This is a genomic window from Streptomyces sp. NPDC051776 (genome assembly GCF_040681345.1).
Classification (GTDB): Bacteria; Actinomycetota; Actinomycetes; order Streptomycetales; family Streptomycetaceae; genus Streptomyces.
In genome coordinates this window covers 19381-44856 of sequence record NZ_JBFAYQ010000001.1, presented here as the reverse complement: position 1 = coordinate 44856, position 25476 = coordinate 19381, and the positions used below count along the sequence as shown (strand labels likewise).

The following is a 25476-nucleotide window of genomic DNA, read 5'->3' as shown; positions in this document are numbered from 1 at the left end:
CGTGGATCCCGCTGAATACCAAGCAAAGATCGCCCGCCGCTTCGCCACCTTCGACCAGGACGGCAACGGCTATATCTCCCGCGAGGACTTCAACGCCGCCGCTGCCGCCGTACTGGCGGAGTTCGACGTGACGGCCCGCTCGATGAAGGGGCAGTCCCTCTACGAGGGTGCCGAGGCGTTCTGGCAGGGGATGGCAGCGATCGCCGACACGGACGGCGATCAGCACGTCACGCGGGAGGAGTTCGTCAACGGTGCCGTGAAGCGGCTCAGCGACAACGCGAAGCGGTTCGCCGAGATCGCGAGACCCTTTCTGCGATCGGTGATCCGGATCGCCGACACCGACGGCGACGGTGTGATCACCCCCGGGGAGGCCGAGCGCGTGGTGCGAGCGCTCGGGGTCCCGCCCGACGCGTGCGCCCGGGTCGCCGCCGCGCTCGACGACAACAAGGACGGCAGGATCACCGAGGAGGAGATCATCGCCGCCTTCGCGCTCTACTACACCACGCCCGAGCCGACCGTCTGAGCGCCCGTACCCGACCGCCTGAGCCCCTACTCGTAGTCGGCGCCTGAGCCCGTGCTCGTACGGGCCCGGCCCGTCCGCGCATGGCTCCGCCCACCCGCCCCTGTGAAGGGCGGGTGGGCGGACGTCTTTGCGGTGGGCGGTGGGCGGTGGGCGCCCGGTCTCAGGCCGCGACCGTGTCCAGGCGTGCCCCGAATTCCCGTACCACCGGCTCGTCCTTGAAAGGTGCAAGCCGCTGCTGCAGATCCTCCAGGTACTCCGTGCCGCGGTTGGAGCGCAGCCCGGTGAGGAGTTCGAGGGCCCGCGTGCCCGTCGCGCACGCCAACTCGATCTCCCTCTGCTGCACTTGGGCCGAGGCGAGCAGCGCCAGCCCGATGGCGCGCCGCCGCGCCCGTGACTCCGGGTGCCCGGCGAGCGCTTCCTCCGCCCACCGCCCAGCGGCCTCGGCCTGTCCCAGATCACGGTGGCAGTGCGCCAACTCGTCTGCCAGATAGGCACGGTCGTAGTGCGCGATCCACGTCGGGTCGTCGCCCGTGCCGTCCGGTGACGAGCCGTCAGCCTTCTCCATCGCGGACTCGGCCCGCGCCGCCACGGTCTGGAACGCGCCTCCGTCCCCGAGGAGGGCGTGCCCGCGCGCCTCCGCAGCGAGGAACATGGCCTGGGCCCGCGGCGTGACCTGACCGCGCGAACCCTCCTGGGCGGCGCGGGCGAGTTGGGCGATCTCGCGGGGGTTGCCGAGCGCCGCCGCGAGATGGCTCATGCTCGCCGCGAGCACATAGCCGCCGTAACCCCGGTCGCCGGCCGCCTGGGCCAGGCGCAGCGCCTGGATGTAGTAGCGCTGGGCGAGGCCGGGCTGGCCCGTGTCGACGGCCATGTAGCCGGCGAGTTCGGTGAGGCGGGCGACGGCCGCGAAGAGATCGCGGCCGACGGCCTCCCGGTAGGAGCCGCCGAGCAGTCCGGCCACGACGCTGTTGAGGTAGTGCACGACCACCGGCCGTACGTGGCCGCTGCCGAACCGGTGGTCGAGGTCGACGAGCGCCTGGGTCATGGAGCGTACGGCGTCCACGTCGGTCCGCCCGACACGCGCCCCCGCGGTGCGCGCCACGTGCGGGTCCGTCTCCGTGATGAGCCAGTCGCGGCTGGGCTCGACGAGCGCCGAGGCGGCGACCGAGGAGCCGGCGAGGAAGTCACGGCGCCCGACGTCGCTCCGCCACAACTCGCAGACCTGCTCGATCGCACCCGCGACCGTGGGCGAGAACTGCAGCCCGACACCGGAGGCGAGGTTCTTGCCGTTGGCCATGCCGATCTCGTCGATCGTGACCGTGCGTCCGAGCTTCCGGCCGAGCGCCTCGGCGATGATGGCGGGGGCGCGGCCCCGTGGTTGCTGACCACGCAGCCAGCGTGCGACGGACGTCTTGTCGTAGCGCAGGTCGAGGCCGTGCTCGGCGCCGCACATGTTGACCCTGCGTGCCAGGCCGGCGTTGGAGCAGGCGGCCTCCTGGATCAGCGCCTGGAGTCGTTCGTTGGGCTGACGCGCTACGAGTGGCCTGGCGGCCATGGCACTACCCCCTTCATCGACGCTACCGATCTCTTCCCTGTCGTTATCTTGTAAATTCGTGATATTTCTGCCGTTCAGTTCTCCAAACGGACTCTCAGGAACCGAGCGGGCCTTCCGGATGTCTGGTGCGCAAAGCGCCGCACTACCCAGTACCCGCTCTTCGCGGACCCCTCTCGCGCGCGCCCCCGTCCGTGCTTCTGTGCGCCCCGCCCGCGGAAACGATGCTGCCGGTCAACCTCCCGGAGGCCCGTAACCCTTGGGCACAGCGGGAGTTGTCATGAACGTGGACGAGACCATGGGAGTCACCGGAACGGGCAGCGGCCGCGTGACCGGCATCGGCGTGGGCGTGGGCGCGGGCGTGAGTGTGGACGCGGGCGTGAGTGTGGACGCGGGCGTGAGTGTGGGCGCGGGTACGGACCCGGGAGCGGTTACTGTCACCGGCGCCGCGGCGGTCGCAGACGTCGCGGCGGACGCGCACGACAGCACGCCCCGCTTCCCCCGGCAGCGCGGCGATGCGCTCGTCGACGTCGCGGCGGCCTACGTGAAAGAGCGGCAGTGGGACGTGTTCCCCGGCACGTGGCTCGAGATCGTCCGGGGAGCGGAGCGCTGCTCGTGCGCGGACGTCAACTGCCCTTCGCCGGGCGGGCATCCGGCACGGCCCGACTGGGCGGCGCAGGCCACGGGCAGCGCGGTCGTGGCGCGGCGGCTCTGGTCGAAGCAGCCGATGGCGTCGATCCTGCTGCCGACGGGCCGTACGTTCGACGCTCTGGACGTGCCCGAGGCGTCGGGCTGCCTGGCGCTGGCCCGGATGGAGCGCCTGGAGCTGTCGCTCGGGCCGGTGGCATCGACCCCGGACGGGCGGATGCTGTTCTTCGTGCAGCCGGGCGCGGCGGCCAAAGTCCCGGATCTCGTACGTCAATTGGGCTGGACCCCGAGCACGCTCGATCTCGCCGCACGGGGTGTGGGCGGGTACGTGGCGGCGCCGCCGACGCGGATCGGGGGGCGCGGTCCGGTGCAGTGGGTGCGGCGCCCGACGGCAGTGAACCTCTGGCTTCCGGATGCGGAGGAGCTGATCTGCCCGCTGGCGTACGCGTGCGGGCGCGACGCCGCCGCCGTCCGCCTGCGCAGGGCCGGGGTCTGAAGCTCGGCGCGCGGGCAGAGCGCGTGATGCGGGCACGGCACGCGGACGTGGCCGAGGCGGGGGAGCTCCGACGGCGGCTGGAGCGGCCGATCCGCACCTACCACGCCGCGGCTGAGCGGCGGGGGAAGCAATTCCCCTGCTGATAAGGGCGGTTCAGGGGCTGTCCCGGGTGCGGTGACCGTCCTCTCCGGGGGTGAAGCGCTCCCATGTGCCGTCGGGCAGTCCGGGCCCGGACCTTCGCCCGGTAGGTGGTGCCCGGCCCCTCCGCCACAGAGAACCGACCCCTCCGCCACGGAGAAGCTGTGGCGGACCGTGCCCTTGGGCAGGGCCGCGCCCCACGTGAGCGTGGTGGCGAACGCACCGTTGATGTGGATCTCGTACGCCGGGACATCTCCGCCCGTCCTCGGCGGGACCCAGAACAGTTCGAGCGGGTTCGCGCCCGCAGCCGTGGAACGGGCGCGCGCCCGGAAGTCCGGTGGGCGCCGTGGCGGTCGGGTTCGCGCCCGCCGCCGTGGTACAGGCGCGCGCCCGGAAGCCAGCCGAAAGCTCCGCAGACGGGGGCGACCGTGGAGCAGAGGGGGAGGCAGACCGCCCGGCGAACGGGGCGGCGGCGTGGCGAGGGTGGTAATGGTCCGGGGGGGGCGGTCGCCTCACGGTCCTGCCTTCCACTCGGGGGCCTCGGCGAGAGCGACCCCTAGGGAACGACCTGGACGATTGGTCTGGACATATACGGCACAGGAGGCCGTTCCCATCGACGGCCCAGTGCGCGAACACGACGCCCACGACGGCTCGGGGGCGCCTCCGGTACGGCTCAACGCACCGCGTGTGCAAGGGCTCCCGTGCTGCCGGGGCGTGGGCCCGTGGGATGCCGGCGCCTGGACTCGGACCAGGGCTCGTACGGCTGGTCAGGGGCAGGAGGAGTCGGCACGGCCCCTGCCCGCCTCGATCCACCCCCCCGTATCGTGGGCCGCGGAGCGGGAGCCGACGCCCGGCCCCGACGGGGACACCGAAAGGCACCACACGTGGCACGGGAGCCAGAGCACACCGACCGGGCACCGACGTCGACGGCAGCGGTGGACGCGCCGCCCGCTGTCCGTATCGAGGGCCTGTGGAAGCGGTTCGGAGAGCAGATCGCGGTCGCCGGGATCGATCTCGAACTGCCCGCCGGCAAGTTCATCGGGCTCGTCGGCCCGAACGGCGCGGGCAAGACGACCACACTGTCGATGGTCACCGGTCTGCTCCGGCCCGACTCCGGCCGCGTCGAGATAGGCGGCCACGACGTCTGGCAGGATCCGGTCGCCGTCAAGAGCCGGATCGGTGTCCTGCCCGAAGGGCTGCGGCTCTTCGAGCGCCTGTCCGGCCGCGAGCTCCTCGCCTACACGGGGCGGCTGCGCGGCCTGCCGGGCGAGGAGGTGGACCGGCGCGCGACCCAGCTCCTGGACGTCCTCGATCTGGCCGGCGCCCAGAACAAACTGGTCGTCGACTACTCGACCGGCATGCGGAAGAAGATCGGCCTCGCGGTCGCGCTCCTCCACAACCCTCAAGTCCTCTTCCTCGACGAGCCGTTCGAGGGCGTCGACCCGGTATCGGCGCAGACCATCCGCGGTGTGCTGGAGCGATACACCGGCTCCGGCGCGACCGTCGTCTTCTCCAGCCATGTGATGGAGCTGGTGGAGAGCCTGTGCGACTGGGTCGCGGTGATGGCCGCCGGGCGCATCCGGTCGCAGGGGGCTCTGGCGGACGTACGGGGCGACGCGCCGTCGCTCCAGGCGGCGTTCCTGGAACTGGTCGGCGCGAACGGCCGCCCCTCCGGCGAGAGCCTCGAATGGCTGGGCGGCGGCGCCCGATGACCACCGCCTCCGCATCCGCCACCGCTCCGTCCGGCCCCGCGGCCGCCGCGCCACCGCCCCCGCCGCTGTCCACGGTCACGCCCGTCTTCGTACGGCTGAAGCTCACGCTGCTGCGGAACGGGCTGCGGCAGTCATCGGGCCGTAGGGCGGCGTTCGTCGCATCCGTCATCGTCACCCTGCTGTTCGCCGCCGGGCAGCTGCTGGGCCTGATCGCACTGCGCGGCAACGCCCACGCCCCCGCGCTGGTCGTGACGGTCATCGCCCTCATCGCGGTCGGCTGGGCCGTCATGCCGCTGTTCTTCCCCAGCGGCGACGAGACACTGGATCCCACGCGGCTGGTGATGCTGCCGCTGCATCCGCGCCCGATCGTCGTCTCCCTGCTCGTCTCATCGCTCATCGGCGTCGGGCCGCTGTTCACCCTCACCCTCGCGCTCGGCTCGGTGATCGCGGTCGCGCACGGCGGAGCGGCCGTCGCGCTGGGCATGATCGCCGTGCCGCTGGTGATGCTGGTCTGCGTGACGCTCTCGCGAGCGGTCGCGGCCGGCAACATCCGGCTGCTCACCAGCCGCAAGGGCCGCGATCTCGCGGTGCTCAGCGGCCTGGTCATCGCGGTGGGCGCCCAGTTCGTCAACCTCGGCGCGCAGAAACTGGCGCGCCCGGACGGCCTGAGCGTTCTGGAGCCCGTGGCCGATGTGGTGCGCTGGGTGCCACCGGCCTCGGCCGTGGACGCGGTACAGGCGGCGGGCGAGGGCGCGTACGCCCGGGCCGCGGTCCAGCTGCTGGCCAATGCAGCCGCGCTGGTGCTGCTCCTCCGCTGGTGGCAGCACAGCCTCAACCTCCTGATGACCGCCCCCGACGGCTCGACCCTGCAGGCGTCAACCGGCACCGAGGAGAAGGCGACGGGCCGCTCCGCAGGCCTCACCCGCCTGCTCCCGCCCGGCCGCACGGGCACGGTCATGCTGCGCACCCTGCGCTACGCCTGGCGCGACCCGAAGGTGAAGGCGGCCTGGGCGACATCGCTGGCGATCGGACTGATGCTGCCCATCGTCACGGCGGTGCAGGGCGGCGGCAGCGTCTACACGGCGTGCTGGTCGGCCGGGCTGCTCGGCATGCAGATGTACAACCAGTTCGGGCAGGACGCCTCCGCGTTCTGGATCGTCGCCCAGACGATCTCCTCACCACGCGACGCCTACCTCGAACTCCGCGGCCGCGCCCTGGCGCTCGGCGCAGTGGCAGTGCCGTACGTGACGCTGGTCGTCCTGGGCACGGCGGCCTTCCTGGACCAGTGGAACGCCTTCCCCGAAGCGCTCGGCATCTCGCTGGGCCTCCTCGGCGCGCTGCTGGCCACCGGCTCGACGGCCTCGGCTCTGTTCCCGTACTCCACCCCCCAGGACAGCGGCTACAAGAACGTCGCAGCGGGGCAGGTCGGGCTCGCCTGGCTCAGCATCATGGGCGGCATGATCGTCGGCGGGCTGCTGTGCGCGCCGCTGCTGGGCCTGACGATCTGGCTCCATATGACGGGCGGCCACGCCTGGCTGTGGCTGGTCCTCCCCCTGGGCGCGGCCTACGGCCTCACGCTCTCCGCCCTGGGCCTCCGCTTCGCCGCCCCCCGCACGGCGGCCCGCTTGCCGGAGATCCTGACGGCGGTGAGCAGGGGCTGAGGGACGGAGCTTGGGGGGCGCGCTTCGCCATGTACGAACCATGCCCGCAGCCGCGGCGCCGGACACGGTGTACACCGCCGCACAAGGGCCGTTGAGGGCGAGCCGGCATCGCAGTTCGTCGGAGCCGCAGACCGAAGAGGATCTGCGGTCGGCCGCCGAACGACATCAGGACGACCGCGGCGTTCGGGCCCACCACCGTCATACGGAGATGGGCCCCCAATGCGAGCCGGATACGGCTCAGTTCGCCGCCGCCTCCCTCGTGCGCCACGTCGGGAGCAGTTCGTCGAGCAGCGCTTCCGTGCGGGGCGGGAGACCGCGGGTGCCGCCGCTGATCGCGCGGCTGCGTTCGATCAGCGCGTCCGCCGTGGAGGCCAGGAGCACCGTGTCGCCGGTGGCGTGGACCGCGCGCAGCAGCTCGTTCCAGAGGCGCTCGTCGGACGGGGCCGACACCAGCGAGGTGTTGAGTGCCTCGATGGCCGCCGAGGGGTTCTCCGCCTCCAGGTGGTGGGCCGACAGCGCCAGCGCGACGTCCGCGACCAGCAACGGGAGCTGGGCCTCGATGATCTCGTGGGACAGCCAGCCGTAACGCCCCTCCGGGCGGTCCGCCAGCAGCGGGCCGCGGGCGAGCGCGAGGGCGTCGGTGAGGAGCCGCTCGCGTACGGATGCGCGCCGCGCGCCGCGGCCGGCCGTGGCCTCGTGGTGCAGCGTGCGCAGCACATCCAGGTCCGAGACGACGGACGGGGCCAGGGTCAGCCGCCCGGTGTCGTCGGCGCGCAGACGCGGCGCACCATCCTGGTCCTGGCCCAGCCAGGTGCGCAGACGCTCGATCAGCGCGTCCCGCACGTCCTCCGTCGCGCCCCGCGGCCACAGGCCGGACGACAGGACGCGCGGATGCACTCCCTCGCGGTGCAGCAGCAGCATGGCGAGGGCCTCGTGGAGCAGCGGGCTGCGCTCGCCGTCGGGGTCGTCGAGGCCCATGACCTCGTACGGACCGACCAGTCGCGCGTACACCGCGGGCCGGCCGCGCTCGGTGATGTCCACCAGGAACGGCAGCCTGGACGGGTCCGCGGGCGCACCCTCGCCCCCGCCCTCGCCCTCGCTCTCCGGGTCGAAGTCGGCGGAGCTGAAGAGCTCGACCACGGCGGCGTGCAGCTCCTGCGGGAGCCGCTGGGCGGTGAGTTCGAGGCCGAGCAGCGGCGCGAGCAGGCGGCCGTCGGCGGTGATCTCCAGCTCCCACGTGGCGCCGGGGATGCCGTCGTCGGTGGCGCCGACGAGGTAGCCGATGCCCAACCGGCCGGAGTCAGCGGCGAGTTCGGCTATGCGTACGGCCTGCTCGTCGGTCGGTTCGGCGGCCATCAGCACCAGATGAGGCGCCCACTGGGTGTGCCGGGCCTGGCCGGTGCGGCCGGTGAGCACCGAGTCGTGGCCGGCGTTTCCGAGGGCGCGGCGCCGCTGGCCGGTCTCGGCCTCCATGGTCTCCAGCAGGGCGTCGACGTCCTCGACGTGCCGTATGCGGGTGGGGGCCAGGGCGCCCAGTTCGGCGCCGAAGCCGACGAGCGTCACGGTCAGGCGGTCCGACCAGCCATTGGTGGCGAGTTCGGCGGCGACGGACGCGAAGACCGCCGCACGGTCCGCTGCCGCACCGGACAGCGAGACGATACCGGGGACGGCCTCCAGATTGAGCAGCAGGCGGGCGTCGTCGAGCGTGCCGAGGCTGACGAGGCCGGGGTACGGCGCCGCCGCGTCCTCCACGCCCTCCAGAGCCCGTACGTCCGCGCGCGGCACTCGCCAGAACGTCTGGTCCTGCCCCAACTGCCAGGGCGCGGGCGGCTGTCCGGAGGGTTGGGCGAGCTGCAGGTGCAACTCGGTGTCGGTGAGCCAGGCGGCGTAGACGGTCGGCAGCGTCTTGGACTCGGCGCCCAGGGCAGCGGCCAGCCCGCGCAGCGCGCGGTCCAGGTCGCGTACGGCGTCGGGGTCGGCGCCGACGAACAGCGAATCCTGGACGTCGGCGGCGGCACCGGTCGGCGTGGCCAGGTCGGGCGTACGGCCACCGACGGCCCGCATCGCCGACTGCCACAGCGTGGCGCGGCGGCGCCGGCCGAGCGCGGCGAGCAGGCCGGCGGCGAGCAGCGGGGCACCCATGAGGGCGTCGGAGAGGCCGAACGAGGAGCCGGACTGGGCGGTGGGCGCGGCGTGCTCCCCCGACTGCGAGGGGCCGGGGTCCGCCGGAGCCTGCTCGGGGGTGCTCGGGGCCTCGGGCGTGCTCGGGGCCTCCGGCGTGACGGCGATGGGCTGCGTCACATGGTCACCGACCTGCTGCTGAGCGTTGGGGCCCGACTTGCCGTAATCGGCGATCTGGTCGCGGACGTTGTCCGGGACCTTCGGCGACTCGTCTGGCATCTCGACGAGTTCACCGCCGTGCGCGTCCGCGGGCATCTCCATGATCCAGCCGGGCCGGATGAGGCTGGCCTGCGAGAGCCGCGAGCCATCGGGCTGCACACGGTCCTTGTTGAGCTCGAAGATCTCCTTGTAGCGCCGGCCGTCGTCGAGATGGCGCTCGGCGATCTCCCAGAGCGAGTCGTGGTGGCGGCCCTCCGGTGGGTGGATGCGGTAGTACTTCGTACCGCCCTGCTCCATACGCGCCTTCTGCCCGCCCTGCACCTCCGTGTTGTCCATCTGCTCGGCCGCCTGCTGGGCGGCCGCCTCTGCCTGCTGGGCCGCGAACTGGCCGGGCGTCTGCTGGGCGGCGGCCACGGTCGGGCGCTGGTTGTTCTCCAGGCTCTGGCCGAGCTGGGACAGGCCGGGTGTCAGGCTCGCGGCGGTCGCGCCGACGAGCAGCAGCGCGGCGACGAGCTGACGGGCAAGCATCTGGCTCGGCCCCGCGCCCGGGATGCGCGCGGGCACGCCCACGCCGGACAGCTCGGCCTTGGCCTCGACGAGCACGCACGCGGTGAACTGCGCCCACGCAACCCACACGACGACCGTCAGCACCTTGACGAAGACGGTCGTGGTGATCTCTTGCTGCAGGGTGTCGAGCGACGGCATGGTGCGCGGCAACGGCCAGCCGACCAGCGACGCCAGCGCAACCGGCACGCCGACCAGCAGCACGGACAGCGCAATGAACGCGAAGAACGCCTTGACGAAGTCACCGGCGGTGCGCCGGCGTCCGATCCGGACGGGAGTTGGGTTGCTGGACGCCATGGGCGGGGTTCCTATGCCTTCGTTGGGTGGCAGTTGGGGGGCGGCTGAGTGTCGTGGGATGAGCCTAGTCAGCGGGTGTCACGGCAGTCGACGTGCCAAGGGTTCATCCTGGTTTCAGAGGCTACGAGACTACGCTGGGCATGATCAGCAGCTGCCTCCTGTCTTTGACGGTCCCGGACGCTCTGTGCCACATGGTTGCGCGCGCAACGCGCCAACGCTTCCATGACGATGGGCTTTTGCGGGAAGGCGTTAGTGGTCAATTGTGGGCACGTCGGACTCGTACACCGGCTTCCCGGAGAGCGTCAATGATGGACTGCGGCTCGGTGGAGCGGATCTGCAAGGCTTGGCCATCGCACTGGAGTAGCTCTATGTCGTGACGTGGCACGCGCAGGACCACCGCGCCGAGAAGGTCCGAGAAAGGGACCTCGTGTGACGCACCATCGGTTCGACACAGAAGAAGTGAGTCTTCTCCAAGAACCAATCCGGATACCCTCGGCGGACCGAAGTCCCAGCTCTCCAGGCCTCTGTTCGGCACGAGGTTCTCGGGCTGAAGGCCATGCCGGACAGGGAACACCTCACCTGGGCAATGGGCCGCAATGGAGGTGGCCACCACCCTGAACTGCCGCTGCTCACGGAAGCGCGAACTCGAGATCACGACTACCCCGAGGGCAAGGACGATACCCGATACCGAAGCAGCTACGGCATAGCCGGTTGCGTCGTCAGGTCTATTGGTGATGTACCCAACTCCGACGACTATCAATGGAAGGGCGAACCACACGATCTCTGATGGAAACCGCTTCGCGGGGACGGAAATCTCATCCGAAGCATGACCCGCCAGCAACGCCGCGCTACGCTCCATGCGGGATTCCTCGAGGCGTCGCAACCTGCGCTCATCGCTACACCAACCACTTCGCGTCCCCACCTTGTTCACGACACTGCCCATGCAAAGTGCGAACACGCCGAGTGCCACAGCGAGGCCGATGCGGGGAGGGTCCTTGATGCCCTCGACGGCGATGACGACAATAACGAGCATCACGCTCGTCACACACAACACAACGGCGGTCAGCCATCGGATGTGCGGGAACTGGCCCGAACCGTACTCCTCCGGCACTTCAACACCCTTCGTTGGGGTGCCCTCTCGAACGTTGCCCTGCCGCAGGTCATAGGGCAAGGCAAGCGACTCGGGGATGTTGCCTGCTGGTAGAGCGCGAGCCTCCGGATGACGGTCCAACACAACCCAGCGCTGGATGGCAGACCAGCGGTGCCGACTCCGGCCGCGCATGCGATGCAGAGTCAGAGCCGGTATCACCCCGAAAACCCCCAATGCAGTGGCGGTCAGGGTGAATGCAACAGCAAGTTCCGTGGCCGTGGAGTCATCTCCCGCAATCGCATCGACGAACAAGCCCGGAGCGAGTACGGGAAAGCAGGACATCGCGACCGCGCAGAGCAGAAAGAGAAGGGCACGCGGACGCGAGAGATCGGCCCTGATCAGTACCCTGAGCGAGTCGGCACGATCGCGGAGGAGGGCCGCACGGTCCGGGTACGAGGACACGGGCCGCAGCTCGGCGGAAGGGAGGCGATATGTCATGATGCGCGTTCCTTGACGGCTTCGGTCGGCTGATTTGCGGCTGGATCATTGAAGGTTGATCGACCCGCGATGGCAGAGACCAGGCCGGCCAGCTGCCATACCTGTTCAGCCGCGAGGCTGATCCCTATGACAAGGATTCCCTTGTCGCCGCCCGGTGGACAAGAGAGTGCGCCCACAAGGCCGATCTGCGTCTCAGATGCGTAGCTTTCACCGTCGCCCGGAACGGGGACGGTGGGCTGGGAGATGAACCCGAACCCGATACCCATGTCAGTGGTAAATGATTCCTGATATGTCGCCCCGTTCTGTCGCTCGCCAAAAGTCTTGGCGAGCAGGGCCCCGAGGTCCACTTCGGCCAATCCTGGGGAGACATCTACCACGCCTGCGAGAACCTGCCAGTGCGCAGTTTCCGTGGTGTCCTGTGACAGTGGGGAAGAGACGATTCCGTAGAGCAGCAACCCACTCTTGAGCAGTTGCTCGTACCAGGCCATCAGGGCGCCGGTAATTTCGTTGCGCCGAGGTTGCGACATCCTCGGATACGTCAGCCGCACGATCTCGGTGCACCGATTCCGGGTCGCCTCCCTGTTGGGCCCGTCTTCCAGCAGGTCGAACCAATCCTGCGGGACGAAGAGGTTGATCGTTCCCAAGGGGGCGGCGTTCGTCATTTGTCCCCCCTAGGCTCTTGGGTGAGAGGGCCGAATTTTGCTCCGGTGAAGAGTACGTTCCCGGTCTCGATCAGGCCATCGGTGCCCATAGCCGTGAGGACATTGCCCGTCCAAGTTGTAAAGAATTGAGCACCGCGCCAGGCCATATCCGTGTTGGTCACGTTGTACGACAGATTGCGACCCAGTTGGAAATAGCCCATAGGCAGCTCTTCCACCGCGTTGATGCCGAGGCGGGAGACTCCTCGCAAATTCGCCAAACCCATTGTCTGCTGTGCAACGCTCCTCACAGCCCCGGCAGCGCGTGCTTGCTTCATCACCATTTCTCCCACCTTGAGTGCGCCCACTCCCACAGCCAAGCCAGCCGCATCGAGTATGACGTCCTTGTCGGTGAGAGCCTTGAGGAAACTTCCGGTCTTTCCCACAGCGGAGAGATAGTGCGCAACTAGCGCAATGCCTGCCAAGGCCAGCGATATTCCGCCCAGCCACTGGAGTCCCGGAATCAGTGCCATGAGACCAAGGATCGGGCTGATGAACCCAGCGATGTCGCCAATAACCTTCAGCAGCGGCGCGATCTTGGACAGAAGCTCCGTGGGGTTGGTGACCGCCCATGCGATGTCCTCCATCGCATCACCGATCGCATCACCAAGTTCTTCCCAAAAACCGGGCTCATTCGGAGCGATTTCGCTCGCATGCTGCAAGCGTCTGGCTATGCGCCCGCCTTCCTCCTCGTACTGGCTACGGAGGGAACGAGCGTGCTTCCGTATCTCCTCGACTGCATTCGCATCCTCGCCGCACGACGCTTCCTTACTGCCACCCTTCCCGTGGCCATCCTCGGCGTTCTTCTTGGAGTCGCTCTTTTGCGCCTCGGCAGCTTGCCGTTCCAGTTCGCGAGCCTTCTTCTGATGGGTGAGCATGTACGCAGCCCAGTCAGTGAGGGCCTTCTTGGCCTGAGTGAAAGATTTGTACGCGTCGTCGACCTTGGGTCGGAAGTCGTCGGCGAGGAGATCTCGGAAGGCTTCGGCCGTCTTGCCGCGCCAATCACCCTTGGCGGCACCGCGGAGCACTCGACTGATCTCACCCAATGCTTCCGTGGTGTCTTTCAAAACATAGACTACGTCGGTCACCGTGGTGTGGTCTCCGGGGCAAGGAACGAAGCCGAGGACGGGAAAGTTCTCGACCGTCGGTGCGGTCACTTCCTCTTCGCCGCCTTACTGAGAGCCTCCGCCAGGTCTTTTTCGAGGACCTTGAAGCCATTCTCGATCTCGCCGAGGGCTTTCACAGCCTCCTTCGAGAACTTCTTCAACTGCCCAATGCCGTACTCCCACTCATCACCAAACGAATCCATGCGCTTCTCAAGCTCCGAAACCCCCATTGCTTTGGCGTCGACCCGGCCCATCGCCCGGGAGGGCTTCTCCAGAAGTTCCCCGATTTTCGCTAGGTTGCTGCGAACGCGCTCCAGCATTGCACCGTCTATATACAAGTCGCTCATGTATCCCCGCCTCCACGATTCACCTACACAGTTTGGGTAATCCTCGCCACTTAAGTTCTCACCCCCAGGAAGGTAACGAGACTTTCGTATGCGCAGCCGAAATCTTCACTAAGCTGTGACGCGTGAGGAATGGTCAACATTCCTGGGTACGTGCGTGGCACCGCGAGCCACGGCCATGGGCGGTCTAAGAGTTAGAACATGCCGAAAGGCGGCCGTTGGTCTGGGAAGGGCGGAGGCCCTGTACACCGCCTGACCGAAGTGCCGGTGCGCCCGATGTGGAAGAGGAAGTGCCGAAGACCGCGCAATACGTGCGTATCGCCGCCGACTGTCCCCCATCTAGCTCCTCTCCCGACAGGCAACACGACCTGAGCAAGTGCTGACTTGCCGACCTCGCCTGGTTCTGTCCTCGGCACTTGACGCCCACGGTGACTGAGAGGCCGACGAACTCATCGACGATAGCCCGTCGTTCATCCAGACGCTAACCTGTCAACGACGACACATCGGCCTCATAGCAGAGCCGCTCGTCGCGGGTCCCTGTGTCCGTGCTCGCCGGCGCGGCTCGCGTGGGCCGAGGAGTCATCGGAAAGCCTCGAAGCGGCTGACAGCATCGGAAATGCCGGAGGCTGTACGGTCCTCTGCCCCGTCCACGACCGTTGGGGCAAGAGAGCGGGTACATCGCCTATCCGTATGCTGGCTGAGTGGTCCTGGATAGGTCTGGTCCCAACAACTGCTCATCGCCGAACGACCGAGCTTCTCGGCACGGACGGCGATCCTGGATGCCAGACAGCAAGCCTCATGACCGCCACGGGGTGGAAGATCATCCGAGCAAGGAAGACAGCAGGAGCACCGGGAGAGCAGGGCAGGAGCAACATCGACTGAGGGATCGATCCCATCGGTTGTGCGCCCATTCCTGTCCCCTTGGTGTGTGGTCTCGTTGAAACACCGCCAGGAGAATGTGCGCCTCATTGGCGCGCCGTAGAGACGTCCAGGAGCCGATGAGTCATGACCCAATCCGCCAAAGAGGAGCGTCAACGGCGGCGCGACCGACTGAAATCCGCGGAGCCTGGCATTACCGTACGTCCGGGCACCAACGTGTTTCTCTTCTACGCAATCTGCTCGGGTAGCGCGGTTGCGGTGGCCTTGGCCTACTTCATCCTGCAGCCGAATGGGATGCCTGAAGTCGGTGTCGCAGCCGCCATCGCATCTGTGGTCGCGCCGCTACCCCTGCAATTTATGCTCGTGAACCGCTGGCGTGCCCGATCGCTCCTCCGACGCGTAGGGAAGGCGGTCGGACGCGACCTCGCGGGCCAGGGCCATCCCGTGCGCTACGGCCTCAACGCCGGGCAGTCCACGTTCTCCCCCTGGGACGACGGTCCCCAACGCACCGGAGTACTGATCGTGACCAGCGAAGGCATCCGACTGTTCGGCACGGATAGCACCACCCTGGACCTACCTCTCAATGGTGTCCTTGGGGCTGTACTCCTGCCGGGCCGAAGTCCCGTGTCTTCGTCCGTGATAGATGTGCACCTTTGTTCCGGCGAGGCAATTGAAATCGGAACAACACAGCTCAAAGAGCTGGGAATTGCCTTGTCCGGAGCAGGGGTACGACTGCTGCAAGACGTCTGACCTCCAACCGAGCCAACTCAAGCTACCGCCCGGCATCGCTGTCCCGCCCGCCGACCTCAGCAACTGCCGCGTTCAGTGGTTGATGGACTGGACCTCTTGGACAACCAAATCCTGAGTGGTGCCGAAGGTGCCGTCAGGAAGGGCGCCACCAGCCCCGCCGGTGCCTGTCCAGTTGATCTTCCAACTGATCGTGGCCTTGAACTCGTACGTGCGGCTGCTGCCAGAGGCACGGAGGTACGTCAGGCCGCAAGGCGGCGTCTGGTCACCTGAACCCTTGGTGTAGGGGGTGCCGATGCTGCCGTCCTTGTTGATGGGGCATTCGCCGGAGGCCGGGTGGAGTTCGGCATCTTCGGTACCGGGCTCCAACTTGAGAGAAACCGGCCGGGCCGTCGCCGTTGCCTCGATGCCGAGAACGGGGACGGAGGCCGTAACGGAGACGGGTTTGAACTCTGCCTTATCGAGCCAGGCCCAAGTGGGCAGGTTGACCGTCTGCTTCCGGGCCGGAGACATGTCGACTTCGGTATCCGGGACGCGGATCTCGGCATACGCGAGCTGGGCAAGGATCTTTGGGGTGACAGCCTCGGGAACGTCAGCCGGTGGCGGATCACCCTTGTCCACCCAGAATATCGGCTTGTCACAGGATGTTGCCCCGGGTTCGCCGATACGCGTCTCGTTGACGTGGGAATCCCACCAGTAGCCTTTGCCAGCCTTGCCGAGGTTGAAGTTCTTGTAGGGCTCGCCGCCGACGTACCGCTTACGCTGCTGCGCGTCCCACTGATACCCGGTGGACTCGGACTCCCAGATCGGCTCGACGTGCTTCTTAAACTGCACCGGAGAGTACTTGGGCGCGTACCAACACGCGGGCGGCGCCCAATTACTGGGCGGCGCCAGTGCCCCAGCCGCACTTCCCGAGCCATTCTTGGAATGGTCGAAGACAACACTGCCCGCATGCGCGGCTAGAGTAGGACCCTTGGCTTCTGCCCCGGTGTCGATTTCGGTCTCCGATTCACCGGGCCCCTTCGCTGAAGCGACGCCAGGGGTCAGAGAGAAGATGATCGCGAAAATGCCGACGACCACGATACGTCCGGACCGGATTATGACGCGCAAGATTTGTCCCCCCTCTTCGACAAGACCTTCGTGGTCTGCCAGACGCCCTTATCGCTCTTTTCAAGGCGTGTGTTGTAGAGCACGTACGGATTCTCACCGGAAGGCGACTTATCGACCTTGCGGGTCTTGCGATTCTTATCGTAGGCTTTGCTCTCATCAGCACAGTACACGACGCTTGCCGATGTCTTGCCCGACATTTGGATCTTGGGAGCGTAATAGCGCGTGATACCTGTGAATGTGAGGTCCTCGTCCAGCCACGCCTGGATCCATTTGGAGGCGCTGGCGGCGGCTTCCCCTTTGCGGTAGTAAGAGACCGCAGGTGAGTCAACGTCGCCACGAAGAATCGCATCGTCAACGGCGTTTACGGTTCGCGAGACGTCGGCCAGGACCGCATCCTTCGTCGGCTCCCCTGTCTCCCAGCCTTCGAAGACGTTCCTAACGTCCTTGGGGAACGTGATTGTGGGGCGGTTGGCCGTACCCGATGGACCGGTTTTCGGCGACTCAGTCGCTTTGTGACCCTTGTCGGCACCAGCGATCTTGTCGTCCTTCTGCTCGCTCTCACCACCGCAGGCGGTCAGCAAGAGACCGGCGGTAGCAGCGACGGCCATAGCAGCCACGCGCAGACTCCGGGCTTTCAAAGCATCCCCTTTCAGTACGCCAACACTCGTAGTGCTATGCTACTGCACACGCCTGTCATTTCAGCAACGATATCTGTACAAGTCGTGGCGTTTTCTAGGGACTTGACCCCATCCTCATGTTTACGGAGCCACGCCTTCCGAGTTCGGGGCCGAGACACCCGACCATCCCTCGGAGTGCTCGATCAAACGGAAGCATCTCTCCGCCATCGCTCAGCCACAGATGCGGCACAGATGAATCGTGGCCGACAAGCCGACCTCTACGCGCTTGATGTCACCAGAGCTGTAGATGCTCTTGGGGCCGAACTGCGTTCTCCGGCTCCCCCCTCTTCTTCAGATCACCTCGTCGACGAGCTTCTGCCATGAACTCGCAGGAACTCGTGCGTTCCGAGAGGCGGGTGGGGGCTAATTTCCGGCCGGGGTGATGGCACCCGTCCCTGAGCCCGAACCGTTCTTCGAACGATCGAAAACCACGCCGCCAGCGGTGGCAGAGAGCGTGCCATCGTCCTCGGCGTTGCCCGAGGTGTTGGTGTCGGAGGACCCGTTCGCACTGCCTCCGTGCCCATTGTCAGCCCATGCTGATCCAGCTATGAGCAGCAATGAAGCCGCAGCCATGGCGCCGACTACGAGAGTTCTTTCCCGGGTTACCGCTGACATGCGGCGCTCCCCCTCTGAGACGTCAGCTCCTCGGTGACCCAGATGCCGTCCTTGTTTGTGCGAAGCCGACTGCTATAGACAACGAAGCTGTTCTTGGTGACAGACGTCTTGTCAACTTTGCCCGTCTTGAGGCTCTTGTTGTACGACCTGCTCTGGTCTTCGCAGTAGACGAGGGACGCCGTTCCGTCACGCTTGATCCCCACGCGCGGTCCGTAGAACCGCTTGCTCCCGGTGATCGTGTCCTTGTAATCGACGAACTCCTGGATGAACTTCTCACTCCCGGCTGCTGCTTCGCCTTCGGAGTAGAAGCGGTACGCCTTGTGAAGGGGGTTCTGCTCGACAATGGCCAGATCAACGGCTTTGACGAATTGCTCCGTGTCGTGGAGAACGGCGTCCTTGTCCTTGTCGCCGGTCTTGGCCCATTCGAAGTCGTACTTCAGGTCGGACGGCAAGTCGATCCTTGGGCGACCGGCGGCAGGTGAACTGGACACCTTCGGCGACTCGGAGGCCTTGTCCCCGTTGCCCTGCTCGGCGCCAGCGATCTTTTCGTCCTTAGGCTCGCTCTCCCCGCCGCACGCGGTCAGCAAGATGCTGGCAACAACCCCAAGGGCCGTAGCAGTTACGCGCAGACTCCGGGCAGTCACAGTCGCCCCTCCAATACTCGGTACACGAAGTGCCCACGCTACTGCACGCACTTGTCGGTCCAGCAACAGGCCGCCGGATCCGCTGTCGCTGCCGCTGCGGGATTCCGGCTATCGCCGCTGGTTTGGATCTGCAGTTCCTCTAGCATGACCGGCCATTGAGTCCGCCGCCATGGCGGTCTGCAAGCGGAATCACCATCGCGGAGGTCACGAGAACGGAGCTCGCGCGGCGGCCCATCAGGCGTCGTTCTGGCATGACTTGCTCCCCTCAAGACGCTGCTCATCGATGACTGTCCAGGCACCCGTGCCGCTCTTCTTCAGCTGCGCACGAAGCTCGAAGAAAGACTTCAGGCTCGGCTTGGTCTTCTCGACCTTGCCGGTTTTCACGATCTTGTCGAATGTCCGGCGCTGGTCCTCGCAGAAGGTGACCAGAGCCTTCCCGCCCTCCACGGACTTGACTTCACGGCCGTAGAAGCGGTCCGTTCCGGTAATCGTGGCGCCGTCTCTCTCGTAGAGTTTGAAGTTCGCCGCGTACTCGGCATGGGCTTCTTCTGCCCAGTAGCGGTTGAAGTTGTTCGTCGCCTTGGCCTTGGCGAAGGACTCCTCCATCGCCATCAGCGCATAGCCGTGATCTTTGAGGACCTCGTCCTTCGCCTTGTCACCGGTCTTGTCGTCGTCGATGACGACCTTGACGTCCGGCGGCAGATTGAACTTCGGTGCAGCTTTCTTTGCGGGCGACGGGGAAGTCGACCGCTGTTCGTCCTTCTTCCCCGCGCCCGCGTTCTCGTCTCCGGCCTTGCTTCCGCCTCCGCCGTCGTCGCTCCCGCATGCAGTCAGCAGCAGAATTCCGGCCGTTGCCACGGCCGCGGCGCCTGCGAATCGGATCCTCATCGGGTAATGGCTCCCGTTGCGTTCATGGTCGGTTCGGCGATGACACTGCTGGACCGCACAACGCTGACTCGGCCGCCGAGTGCTCGGCCTCATCGCGTAGGTCGCGAGCCCGGAACTGTCAGCGGACGATCGCCTGAACCTCCTTGACGGTGACGTCCTGCTCATTCGTCGACAGTCCGTCCGGCAGCGCAGGCGCTTGAGGGGCGCCGTCGGGGTCGGCCGATGCGGTCCAGTGGACATCCCAGACGAGCTCGCTCGTGAGGGTGTACGTGCCGTCCCCCGAGGACTTCTTGTACTCGATGTTGCAGTCCGAGCCCCTGCTGTCGACCTCGTAGCCGCCCTTGCCCTTCACCAGGTCGTACTCACAGGTCTGCGGATCGGCGTACTCCGTACCGGCGTTGATCCGCAGCTTGCTGGGAGTGGCGACGGTCGTCGCGGCGATGTGCAGGTCCGCTTGGTCGTTGTCCAGGCTCGCAGTGACCCACACGCGGTTCAGCGGCTCGGCGAACTTGACCTGGGTGCCGAGGTTGACGATCTGCTTCTCCGGGCCGGGACGCAGCTGCACTGGCGGTGCCGGCAGCTCCGTGCGCTTGTACGCGAGACCGGCGAGGATCTCGGGGTCGATCGCTTCCGCGGGGGCGGGTTTCTGGGGCTCGACCCAGACCCAGAGCTCACCGATTTCGCAGGACCGGGGCGACATGACCGGGGTGCGCTCGTACCACATCCCCTTCTTGCCCTTGTACGCGTCCGTCTCCTCTTTCCGACGCTCCGCCGTGTCGTGGTCGATGCCCTCGAACGGGCCCTTGTCCTCGAGTTCCTTGTTGTGCTTGGCGAGTTCCTCGTTGGTGTATCGCGGCTCGAACCAGCACACCGGCGGGGACCAGGAGGAGCTTGAGCTGGTCATCGGCTTGCCGCTGCCGTTGTTCGTCACCTTGTACTGAACCTGCGAGCCGATGTCACCGCCGCCGGATTGCGGAGCGCTCTGCTGGTTGGGGTCCGGCGTCCCCGTGCCCTTGCCCCGGCCCGCCATGGCGTCCGCCGCCATGGCGGTCTGCAGCCCCACCACCATCGCGGAAGCCACGAGAACCGAGGCCGCGCGGCGGCCCCTCAGGCGTCCTTCTGGCATGACTTACTCCCCCTCTGCCCCAAGTATTCGGTGATTTTCCAGTCCCCGGCGCTGCCCTTCTCGAGTACAGTCCGAATCTCGATGAAGGAATCCAGGCTGGGCTCGTCCCGACTGACCTTTTTGCTCTTCACGTCCTTGTCGAACGCCTTGCGCTGGTCCTCGCAGAAGGTGACGAGCGCTTTCTTACGCTCGTGCGACATCACGGCCCGACCGTAGAACCGGTCGGTTCCGGTGATCGTCGTGCCGCCCTTTCGGTATCCGTCGAAGACCGCCCGGAACTTGGAGGCGGCCTCTCCCTGCCAGTAGCGGTCGAAGTTGCCGGTGGCCTTCGCCTTCGCGTAGGCCTCCTGCATCGCCATCAGCGCGTATCCGTGGTCCTTCAGGACCTCGTCCTTGGCCTTGTCGCCGGTCTTGTCGTCGTCGATGACGACCTTGACATCCGACGGGAGGTCGAACTTCGGAGCACCCTTCTCCTCAGGGGACGCGGAAGCCGACGGCTCCTTGTCCTTCTTCTCCGCGCCCGCGATCTCGTCTCCGGCCTTGCTGCCGTCGTCGTCGCTCCCGCACGCGGTCAGCAGTAGAATTCCGGCCGTTGCCACGGCCGCGGCGCCTGCGAATCGGATCCTCATCGAGTAAGTGCTCCCCTTGCGTTCGTGGTCGGTTGGAAGGTGACTCTTGTGGACTGCACAACGCTTACTCGGCCGCGGAGTGTTCGTCCCGGACCCGCCAGGTCGAGGTCACGAAGGCGGCGGTGGATTGCCGTCATGGACACCCCCCTCAGCCCGTACGGACTTCGGCGCGGGCCTGACCGCGGACCGTGAGGGAGCCGTTGTAGAAAAGGCCCGTCAGGACGGGCTGATACGTCAACTGCACCTCGACCTCGACGAATTCGGGCGAACCGTCCAAGCACCTGGCAGCCCCCACGTCGTTGCCCGAGAGGCCCTCCTCCCGGACGAACGCCTGCACGCGCGCGCCGCAGTTCTGGTAGTTGATCGGGGCCGCCTCGTCTGAGTTCTCGCGCAGCGCCTCCTCGTCGAGGTCCTGGGCGGCGTAGCGGGCGGCCTGTTCCGCGATGTCCGCCGCGCGCTCGCGCTGGGAGATCGACAGGCCGCCGTCGACGACGAACGCGGCGAGGGTCAGGAACAGGACCGCGAAGATGATGACGGCTGCCGCGCCCGAGCCGCGGTCGTCCATGCGGCCCCGCGGATCCAGCCGCTCCCACGCGGCGCGCAGGGGTCGGTGGGCGCATGGGCGGCCCAGTACGGGCGGCCGGGCCGCGGTCACCGCGGGCGGTACGGCCGGAGCGGGCGGTGCGGCCGGAGCGGCCCCCCGGGCGCCCGTACGCCCCTGAGGGCCCGTGCTCGCGGGACCCGGCGGATTCGGCGCGGCCGTACGGCAGTCGGGACGGTTCACGCTGCCCTCCGGTACGGGTCGAGGGGCGATGTGGAGCGACCTGTCAGCTCGGTCGGGATGTCCAGGCCGAGCATGCTGAGGCCGCGGATCTGACAGCTCACCTCCACCGTGAAGAGCCCGCCGGGTTTGAAGCCCGCGCTGGTCTTCCTGACGTCGACGCCGCCCACGCACACATCGGTGAGCCCCGCCTCCGCCGCCTTGCGCCCCTCGGCCATGGCTGTCGGCAGTTCCTTCTGAATCGAACCCGCACGCGCGGCGTCGCGGGCCGCGCCGTCCACCGCACCGCGGCCGTCGACGAGTTGGCCGAAGGCCACCAGCACCAGGATGAACATGATCATCACCGGGGCGAGGATGACGACCTCGACCGTCGACAGACCCGAGTCCCGGCCGCGGGTGGGACGTTGGCCCGGCCACTCGGCCGACTCGCCCCGCCCAACCGGCACCTCGACCGTCGACAGACCCGAGTCCCGGCCGCGGGTGGGACGTTGGCCCGGCCACTCGGCCGGCTCGCCCCGCCCAACCGACTCGCCCCGCCCAACCGACTCGCCCCGCCGAACCGACTCGCCCCGGCCAGCCGACTCGCCCCGTTCTGCGGGGTCGGCGGGCCCCGGCCCGGACCGCGTGGCCCTCGTCCGGCTGTCCCGCAGCCGTGTCGTTATGTCGTCCATGGGTCCTCAGTCCTCCACGAACCGCTCGACCGGGCCACGCGACTGTGCGTACACCGTCAAGTCGAGACCCGGGAAGACCGAGGGCACGTCCGCCTCGACCTCGATGCCCACCGTGTTCGGCTCGGGCGCGATGGCTCGCGTCTCCGGGCCGATCAGCAGGTTGGGGCCGAGCTGTTCGATGTAGTCGTCGGCCTTGGTCGTGGCCAGGCCGCGCCAGCCTCCCGGGTTCTCGTCCGCCTGGGCGCGGGCCTCGCGCGCGCCCGCCTGGGCTGCCGCCTGGGCGACGTGGTCCGCGAAGAAGTACAGCGCGAACTGCACCGTCGCGAAGATCATGAAGAACATTACGGGGGTCAGGAGCACGAACTCGATCGCCGTCATCCCGCGATCGTCCGTACGCCGCACGCCACAGCGCCATACGCCACGGCGCCGTACGCCACCCTGCCGCGCGGATGGACGGCGTGCGCCACAGGAGCGCCCGTCACATGCCCCGCCGTCACACGCCTGCCCGTCACATGCCCGCGCTGTGCGTTCGCCCACCCCGCTGTCGCCGCGGGCGGCGTCGAGCCGGCGGCGTACGGCGGTGCGCACGGCGCCGCCTGCGCAACGGCGACGCGGCCGCGCCTCACGCCGTGCCTCGGTGCGTCTCATGATGCGAATCCCCGTTGTTTTCCGATGACTTCGGAGAGCGGTGACTCAACGTCCCCACTCGTACCGCGGGTCGGCGTGCGGATGCCACAACAGCCCCCGCGCGCAACCCGGTTCGCCAAGCGGCGGAAGAGCGTCAGCAGGTCTTGCTCGCGCTGGCGCCCTTGATACAGTCGCCGACCTTGTTCGCGCCGTCGCTCAGTGCGGTGTTGATGATCGCGGCGACCACGCCGACGATCGCCACGACCACCGCCGAGATGATCACCCACTCCACCGCCGAGGCGCCGCGGTCCGTCTCACTGGAGCGGGCGCGCTCGACGCGTGCGCTCAGGAAGGTGAGCAGGAAGTCGACAGCAGGGTGCCGGCGCAGTCCGGCGAAACCGCCGAAACGCGATTCGGAGTTCATGGTTACGTGTGTCCTTTCGACATGTGGGGTCAGAAGGGGACCTGTACAAGTGTCCGGGCCGGATACGACTGACGCGGCATCAGACCTGGAACACCCGCATGGCCGCCGGGAAGATCAGGAAGACCAGGAAGCCTGCGCACAGCAGCAACTGGGCCACGAGCATCGACTGCGATTTCTCACCGGCTGCCCCCTCGATCTCCGCCAGTTCACGGTGCCGCATCGTCTCGGCGCGCGATGCGAGCGACTCCCGTACCTTCGCGCCGTCGTCGGCCACGAGCGCCAGCGACGACGAGAGGTCCTTCAGTTCTTCCACGCCCAGTTCCCCACCGAGGTTCCCGAGCGCCTGCCACTGACTCGTACCCGTGATCCGGGCGTCCGCAAGGCAGTTGCGGATACGGCGCAGTGCCCAGCCGTCGCTGACCTCGGACGCCGCCATCAGTGCCTCGGGCAGGCCGCGCCCGCCGGCGAGGTTCATCGAGACCAGGTCCAGGTACGCGCCCACGACGCGCCTCAGGTCGCGCCGCTTGTTCGCCGCGTCCCGCCGTACCTCCAGGTCCGGCAGCATGAAGAAGATTCCGGCGAAGACCAGCGCCAGCCAGATCGGGATGACCGGGCCGCTGCCGAATCCGAGCGTCCAGACGACGGCGAAGACGAGCGGGCCGAAGAACAGGCCCATCGCGCTCAGCAGTACCTTCGTCGCCAGGAAGGATTCCCAGCTCCGTCCGAGTACGGCCAGGTCCGCGCGCAGCGACCGCTGCTCCCAGCCCTGCTGGAGGTAGATCTCGGCGACGCGCTGCCCGATGCGGGCCCGCATAGGCGCGAGCCGCCCGCCGCCGTCGCTCTTCTGATCGGTCGCGGCGTGCGTCGTGCCGCGCGCCCGCAGCGCGTCGATCTGCGCGACGGCCGAGACCGCGCTGCGCCGGGACGGCATCAGCGCCCGGACCAGTACGTAGAGACCGAGGCCGAAGAGCGCCCCGATCAGCACCGTTTCGGTCATCGCGGCGCCACCTCCTCCTGCGCGTCCGTTGCGGACCGGCCGCGCTGTGCCCCGCTCTGACCGGACGGCGCGCCGGAGCGCGGCCGGACGAACGTGACCGCCGGCTGCTCCCTGACCAGGAAGCGGTCCGGGGTGTCGATGCTGGAGAGCTTGCGAAGCCACCAGAAGCCCATCGCGAACAGCCCGCAGACACAGGCCAGGACGACCTGGCCGACCGGTGTGCCGTACGGCTCGACGAAGTCCCGGTTGAAGACCGAGAGTCCGAGGACGAACGCGATCGAGACACCGACGACGATCTGCACACTGCGCCGGGTGCTGGAGCGCTGTGCCATGACGCGCTGGCGCATGTCGACCTCTTCGCGGGCCGACTTGGCCAGCGCACCGAGGACCTCGCGCAGACCCGGGCCGCGCAGCCGCGCGTTGAGGATGAGCGCCGCGATGATGATGTCGGCCGACGCGTCGTCGATCTCGTCGGCGAGGTGCTGCAGGGCGTCCGGCAGCGGCGTACGGGAGCGCAGCCGGTCGACGAGCGCGTCGAGGTGCGGCCGGAGCGCGGGGGTGGCGGCGCGCGCGGAGGCCGGGATGGCCTGCTCCAGGCCGACGGCCCCCGCGATGGTGTCGCGCAGCGACTCGGTCCACGCCGCCAGGCCCTCGACCCGCCGCATCGCGGCCCGCTCCTCCGCGGCACCGCCGAAGAGCTTGTCCCAGGTGAAGACCAGGATGCCCGCGGCCGCGCCGGCGACGGGCCATCGGGTCAGCAGCAGGACGACGAGGCCGACACCTACGGCGATGGAGCCACGGCGGGAGGCGAACCGGGCGAGTTCCGAGGCACGTTCGCTCGCCTTGGCCTTCTCGTGCGCGGGCTTCGCGGGCAGCCCGCGGATTGCGGCGATCAGCAGTGCGAGGCCGCCGCCGGCACCGACGCCGCACAGCAGCGCGTACAGCACGGGCAGCGAGAAGATCCCGCCCATGGAAGTAAGGGAACTCATACGGC

Annotated in this window: 23 protein-coding genes; 5 read left to right on the top strand and 18 right to left on the bottom strand. The window is 67.8% G+C overall.

Annotated elements, in window-relative coordinates; all coding sequences use genetic code 11:
- The first annotated feature begins 1 nt into the window (after position 1).
- Positions 2-523, top strand: a complete 522-nt coding sequence (locus AB0M26_RS00210) for an EF-hand domain-containing protein (protein WP_365252005.1) — start codon at positions 2-4, stop codon at positions 521-523.
- Between the two features lie 160 nt (positions 524-683).
- On the opposite strand, the gene AB0M26_RS00205 is transcribed toward AB0M26_RS00210, so the two are convergent.
- Positions 684-2078: a transcriptional regulator gene (locus tag AB0M26_RS00205; RefSeq protein ID WP_365252002.1), complete on the bottom strand. Its 1395-nt coding sequence runs from the start codon at positions 2076-2078 to the stop codon at positions 684-686.
- A 400-nt stretch (positions 2079-2478) separates the two neighbouring features.
- Here AB0M26_RS00205 and AB0M26_RS00200 point away from each other — a divergent pair, with 400 nt between their 5' ends.
- The 3 genes from AB0M26_RS00200 to AB0M26_RS00190 all read left to right on the top strand — a co-directional run bounded on the left by AB0M26_RS00200 (position 2479) and on the right by AB0M26_RS00190 (position 6730).
- Positions 2479-3219 (top strand): bifunctional DNA primase/polymerase, encoded by a 741-nt coding sequence (locus AB0M26_RS00200; protein WP_365252945.1) that lies wholly within the window; start codon positions 2479-2481, stop codon positions 3217-3219.
- A 1073-nt stretch (positions 3220-4292) separates the two neighbouring features.
- Positions 4293-5069 (top strand): ABC transporter ATP-binding protein, encoded by a 777-nt coding sequence (locus AB0M26_RS00195; protein ID WP_365252942.1) that lies wholly within the window; start codon positions 4293-4295, stop codon positions 5067-5069.
- On the top strand, positions 5066-6730 hold the full coding sequence (locus AB0M26_RS00190; protein WP_365251999.1) for a transporter: 1665 nt from the start codon (positions 5066-5068) through the stop codon (positions 6728-6730). Before AB0M26_RS00195 ends, AB0M26_RS00190 begins: the two co-directional genes overlap by 4 nt.
- A gap of 237 nt (positions 6731-6967) precedes the next feature.
- Here the strand turns inward: AB0M26_RS00190 and AB0M26_RS00185 are convergent, their stop codons facing one another.
- The 5 genes from AB0M26_RS00185 to AB0M26_RS00165 all read right to left on the bottom strand — a co-directional run bounded on the left by AB0M26_RS00185 (position 6968) and on the right by AB0M26_RS00165 (position 13670).
- Complete coding sequence (locus AB0M26_RS00185) at positions 6968-9931, bottom strand: BTAD domain-containing putative transcriptional regulator (protein ID WP_365251996.1); 2964 nt, start codon at positions 9929-9931, stop codon at positions 6968-6970.
- 256 nt (positions 9932-10187) lie between these two features.
- Positions 10188-11519, bottom strand: a complete 1332-nt coding sequence (locus AB0M26_RS00180; RefSeq protein ID WP_365251993.1) for a hypothetical protein — start codon at positions 11517-11519, stop codon at positions 10188-10190.
- A complete protein-coding gene (locus tag AB0M26_RS00175; protein WP_365251990.1) occupies positions 11516-12181 on the bottom strand; it encodes a hypothetical protein in 666 nt (221 codons plus the stop codon). Before AB0M26_RS00175 ends, AB0M26_RS00180 begins: the two co-directional genes overlap by 4 nt.
- Entirely contained in the window at positions 12178-13374 is a 1197-nt protein-coding gene (locus tag AB0M26_RS00170) for a putative T7SS-secreted protein (RefSeq protein ID WP_365251987.1), read from the bottom strand. Before AB0M26_RS00170 ends, AB0M26_RS00175 begins: the two co-directional genes overlap by 4 nt.
- A complete protein-coding gene (locus AB0M26_RS00165; RefSeq protein WP_365251984.1) occupies positions 13371-13670 on the bottom strand; it encodes a hypothetical protein in 300 nt (99 codons plus the stop codon). The genes AB0M26_RS00170 and AB0M26_RS00165 overlap by 4 nt, the downstream gene beginning before the upstream one ends.
- 1002 nt (positions 13671-14672) lie before the next feature.
- On the opposite strand from AB0M26_RS00165, the gene AB0M26_RS00160 reads away from it, so the two are divergent.
- On the top strand, positions 14673-15296 hold the full coding sequence (locus AB0M26_RS00160) for a hypothetical protein (protein ID WP_365251981.1): 624 nt from the start codon (positions 14673-14675) through the stop codon (positions 15294-15296).
- Positions 15297-15368: 72 nt separating this feature from the next.
- Here the strand turns inward: AB0M26_RS00160 and AB0M26_RS00155 are convergent, their stop codons facing one another.
- The 12 genes from AB0M26_RS00155 to AB0M26_RS00100 all read right to left on the bottom strand — a co-directional run bounded on the left by AB0M26_RS00155 (position 15369) and on the right by AB0M26_RS00100 (position 25471).
- Positions 15369-16289 (bottom strand): hypothetical protein, encoded by a 921-nt coding sequence (locus AB0M26_RS00155; protein ID WP_365252939.1) that lies wholly within the window; start codon positions 16287-16289, stop codon positions 15369-15371.
- A 101-nt stretch (positions 16290-16390) separates the two neighbouring features.
- Entirely contained in the window at positions 16391-17011 is a 621-nt protein-coding gene (locus AB0M26_RS00150; protein WP_365252937.1) for a hypothetical protein, read from the bottom strand.
- Positions 17012-17682: 671 nt separating this feature from the next.
- Positions 17683-18339, bottom strand: a complete 657-nt coding sequence (locus AB0M26_RS00145; RefSeq protein ID WP_365251978.1) for a hypothetical protein — start codon at positions 18337-18339, stop codon at positions 17683-17685.
- A gap of 234 nt (positions 18340-18573) precedes the next feature.
- Positions 18574-19227, bottom strand: coding sequence for a hypothetical protein (locus tag AB0M26_RS00140; protein WP_365251975.1), 654 nt, complete (start codon positions 19225-19227; stop codon positions 18574-18576).
- A gap of 118 nt (positions 19228-19345) precedes the next feature.
- Positions 19346-20353, bottom strand: coding sequence for a hypothetical protein (locus tag AB0M26_RS00135; protein WP_365251972.1), 1008 nt, complete (start codon positions 20351-20353; stop codon positions 19346-19348).
- Positions 20335-20982, bottom strand: a complete 648-nt coding sequence (locus AB0M26_RS00130) for a hypothetical protein (protein WP_365251969.1) — start codon at positions 20980-20982, stop codon at positions 20335-20337. Before AB0M26_RS00130 ends, AB0M26_RS00135 begins: the two co-directional genes overlap by 19 nt.
- Before the next feature lie 148 nt (positions 20983-21130).
- Positions 21131-21547 (bottom strand): pilus assembly protein TadG-related protein, encoded by a 417-nt coding sequence (locus tag AB0M26_RS00125; RefSeq protein ID WP_365252934.1) that lies wholly within the window; start codon positions 21545-21547, stop codon positions 21131-21133.
- A 215-nt stretch (positions 21548-21762) separates the two neighbouring features.
- On the bottom strand, positions 21763-22140 hold the full coding sequence (locus tag AB0M26_RS00120) for a TadE/TadG family type IV pilus assembly protein (protein WP_365252931.1): 378 nt from the start codon (positions 22138-22140) through the stop codon (positions 21763-21765).
- Positions 22141-22440: 300 nt separating this feature from the next.
- Positions 22441-22836 carry a TadE family protein gene (locus AB0M26_RS00115; protein WP_365251966.1) on the bottom strand — a complete coding sequence of 132 codons (396 nt, stop codon included), beginning with the start codon at positions 22834-22836 and terminating at the stop codon, positions 22441-22443.
- A gap of 379 nt (positions 22837-23215) precedes the next feature.
- Positions 23216-23485 (bottom strand): hypothetical protein, encoded by a 270-nt coding sequence (locus AB0M26_RS00110; protein WP_365251964.1) that lies wholly within the window; start codon positions 23483-23485, stop codon positions 23216-23218.
- A gap of 79 nt (positions 23486-23564) precedes the next feature.
- Positions 23565-24482: a type II secretion system F family protein gene (locus AB0M26_RS00105; protein ID WP_365251961.1), complete on the bottom strand. Its 918-nt coding sequence runs from the start codon at positions 24480-24482 to the stop codon at positions 23565-23567.
- The gene (locus AB0M26_RS00100; RefSeq protein ID WP_365251958.1) at positions 24479-25471 is read right to left on the bottom strand and encodes a type II secretion system F family protein; all 993 of its coding nucleotides are present in this window, start codon (positions 25469-25471) and stop codon (positions 24479-24481) included. The genes AB0M26_RS00105 and AB0M26_RS00100 overlap by 4 nt, the downstream gene beginning before the upstream one ends.
- Positions 25472-25476: the final 5 nt, after the last annotated feature.

Bases quoted from the DNA above. Each gene is read 5' to 3' on its own strand.
- AB0M26_RS00205 (WP_365252002.1), bottom strand. From the start codon at position 2,078: ATGGCCGCCAGGCCACTCGTAGCGCGTCAGCCCAACGAACGACTCCAG.
- AB0M26_RS00190 (WP_365251999.1), top strand. From the start codon at position 5,066: ATGACCACCGCCTCCGCATCCGCCACCGCTCCGTCCGGCCCCGCGGCC.
- AB0M26_RS00185 (WP_365251996.1), bottom strand. From the start codon at position 9,931: ATGGCGTCCAGCAACCCAACTCCCGTCCGGATCGGACGCCGGCGCACC.
- AB0M26_RS00180 (WP_365251993.1), bottom strand. From the start codon at position 11,519: ATGACATATCGCCTCCCTTCCGCCGAGCTGCGGCCCGTGTCCTCGTAC.
- AB0M26_RS00175 (WP_365251990.1), bottom strand. From the start codon at position 12,181: ATGACGAACGCCGCCCCCTTGGGAACGATCAACCTCTTCGTCCCGCAG.
- AB0M26_RS00165 (WP_365251984.1), bottom strand. From the start codon at position 13,670: ATGAGCGACTTGTATATAGACGGTGCAATGCTGGAGCGCGTTCGCAGC.
- AB0M26_RS00160 (WP_365251981.1), top strand. From the start codon at position 14,673: ATGACCCAATCCGCCAAAGAGGAGCGTCAACGGCGGCGCGACCGACTG.
- AB0M26_RS00150 (WP_365252937.1), bottom strand. From the start codon at position 17,011: ATGGCCGTCGCTGCTACCGCCGGTCTCTTGCTGACCGCCTGCGGTGGT.
- AB0M26_RS00140 (WP_365251975.1), bottom strand. From the start codon at position 19,227: ATGAGGATCCGATTCGCAGGCGCCGCGGCCGTGGCAACGGCCGGAATT.
- AB0M26_RS00135 (WP_365251972.1), bottom strand. From the start codon at position 20,353: ATGCCAGAAGGACGCCTGAGGGGCCGCCGCGCGGCCTCGGTTCTCGTG.
- AB0M26_RS00130 (WP_365251969.1), bottom strand. From the start codon at position 20,982: ATGAGGATCCGATTCGCAGGCGCCGCGGCCGTGGCAACGGCCGGAATT.
- AB0M26_RS00125 (WP_365252934.1), bottom strand. From the start codon at position 21,547: ATGGACGACCGCGGCTCGGGCGCGGCAGCCGTCATCATCTTCGCGGTC.
- AB0M26_RS00110 (WP_365251964.1), bottom strand. From the start codon at position 23,485: ATGAACTCCGAATCGCGTTTCGGCGGTTTCGCCGGACTGCGCCGGCAC.
- AB0M26_RS00105 (WP_365251961.1), bottom strand. From the start codon at position 24,482: ATGACCGAAACGGTGCTGATCGGGGCGCTCTTCGGCCTCGGTCTCTAC.
- AB0M26_RS00100 (WP_365251958.1), bottom strand. From the start codon at position 25,471: ATGAGTTCCCTTACTTCCATGGGCGGGATCTTCTCGCTGCCCGTGCTG.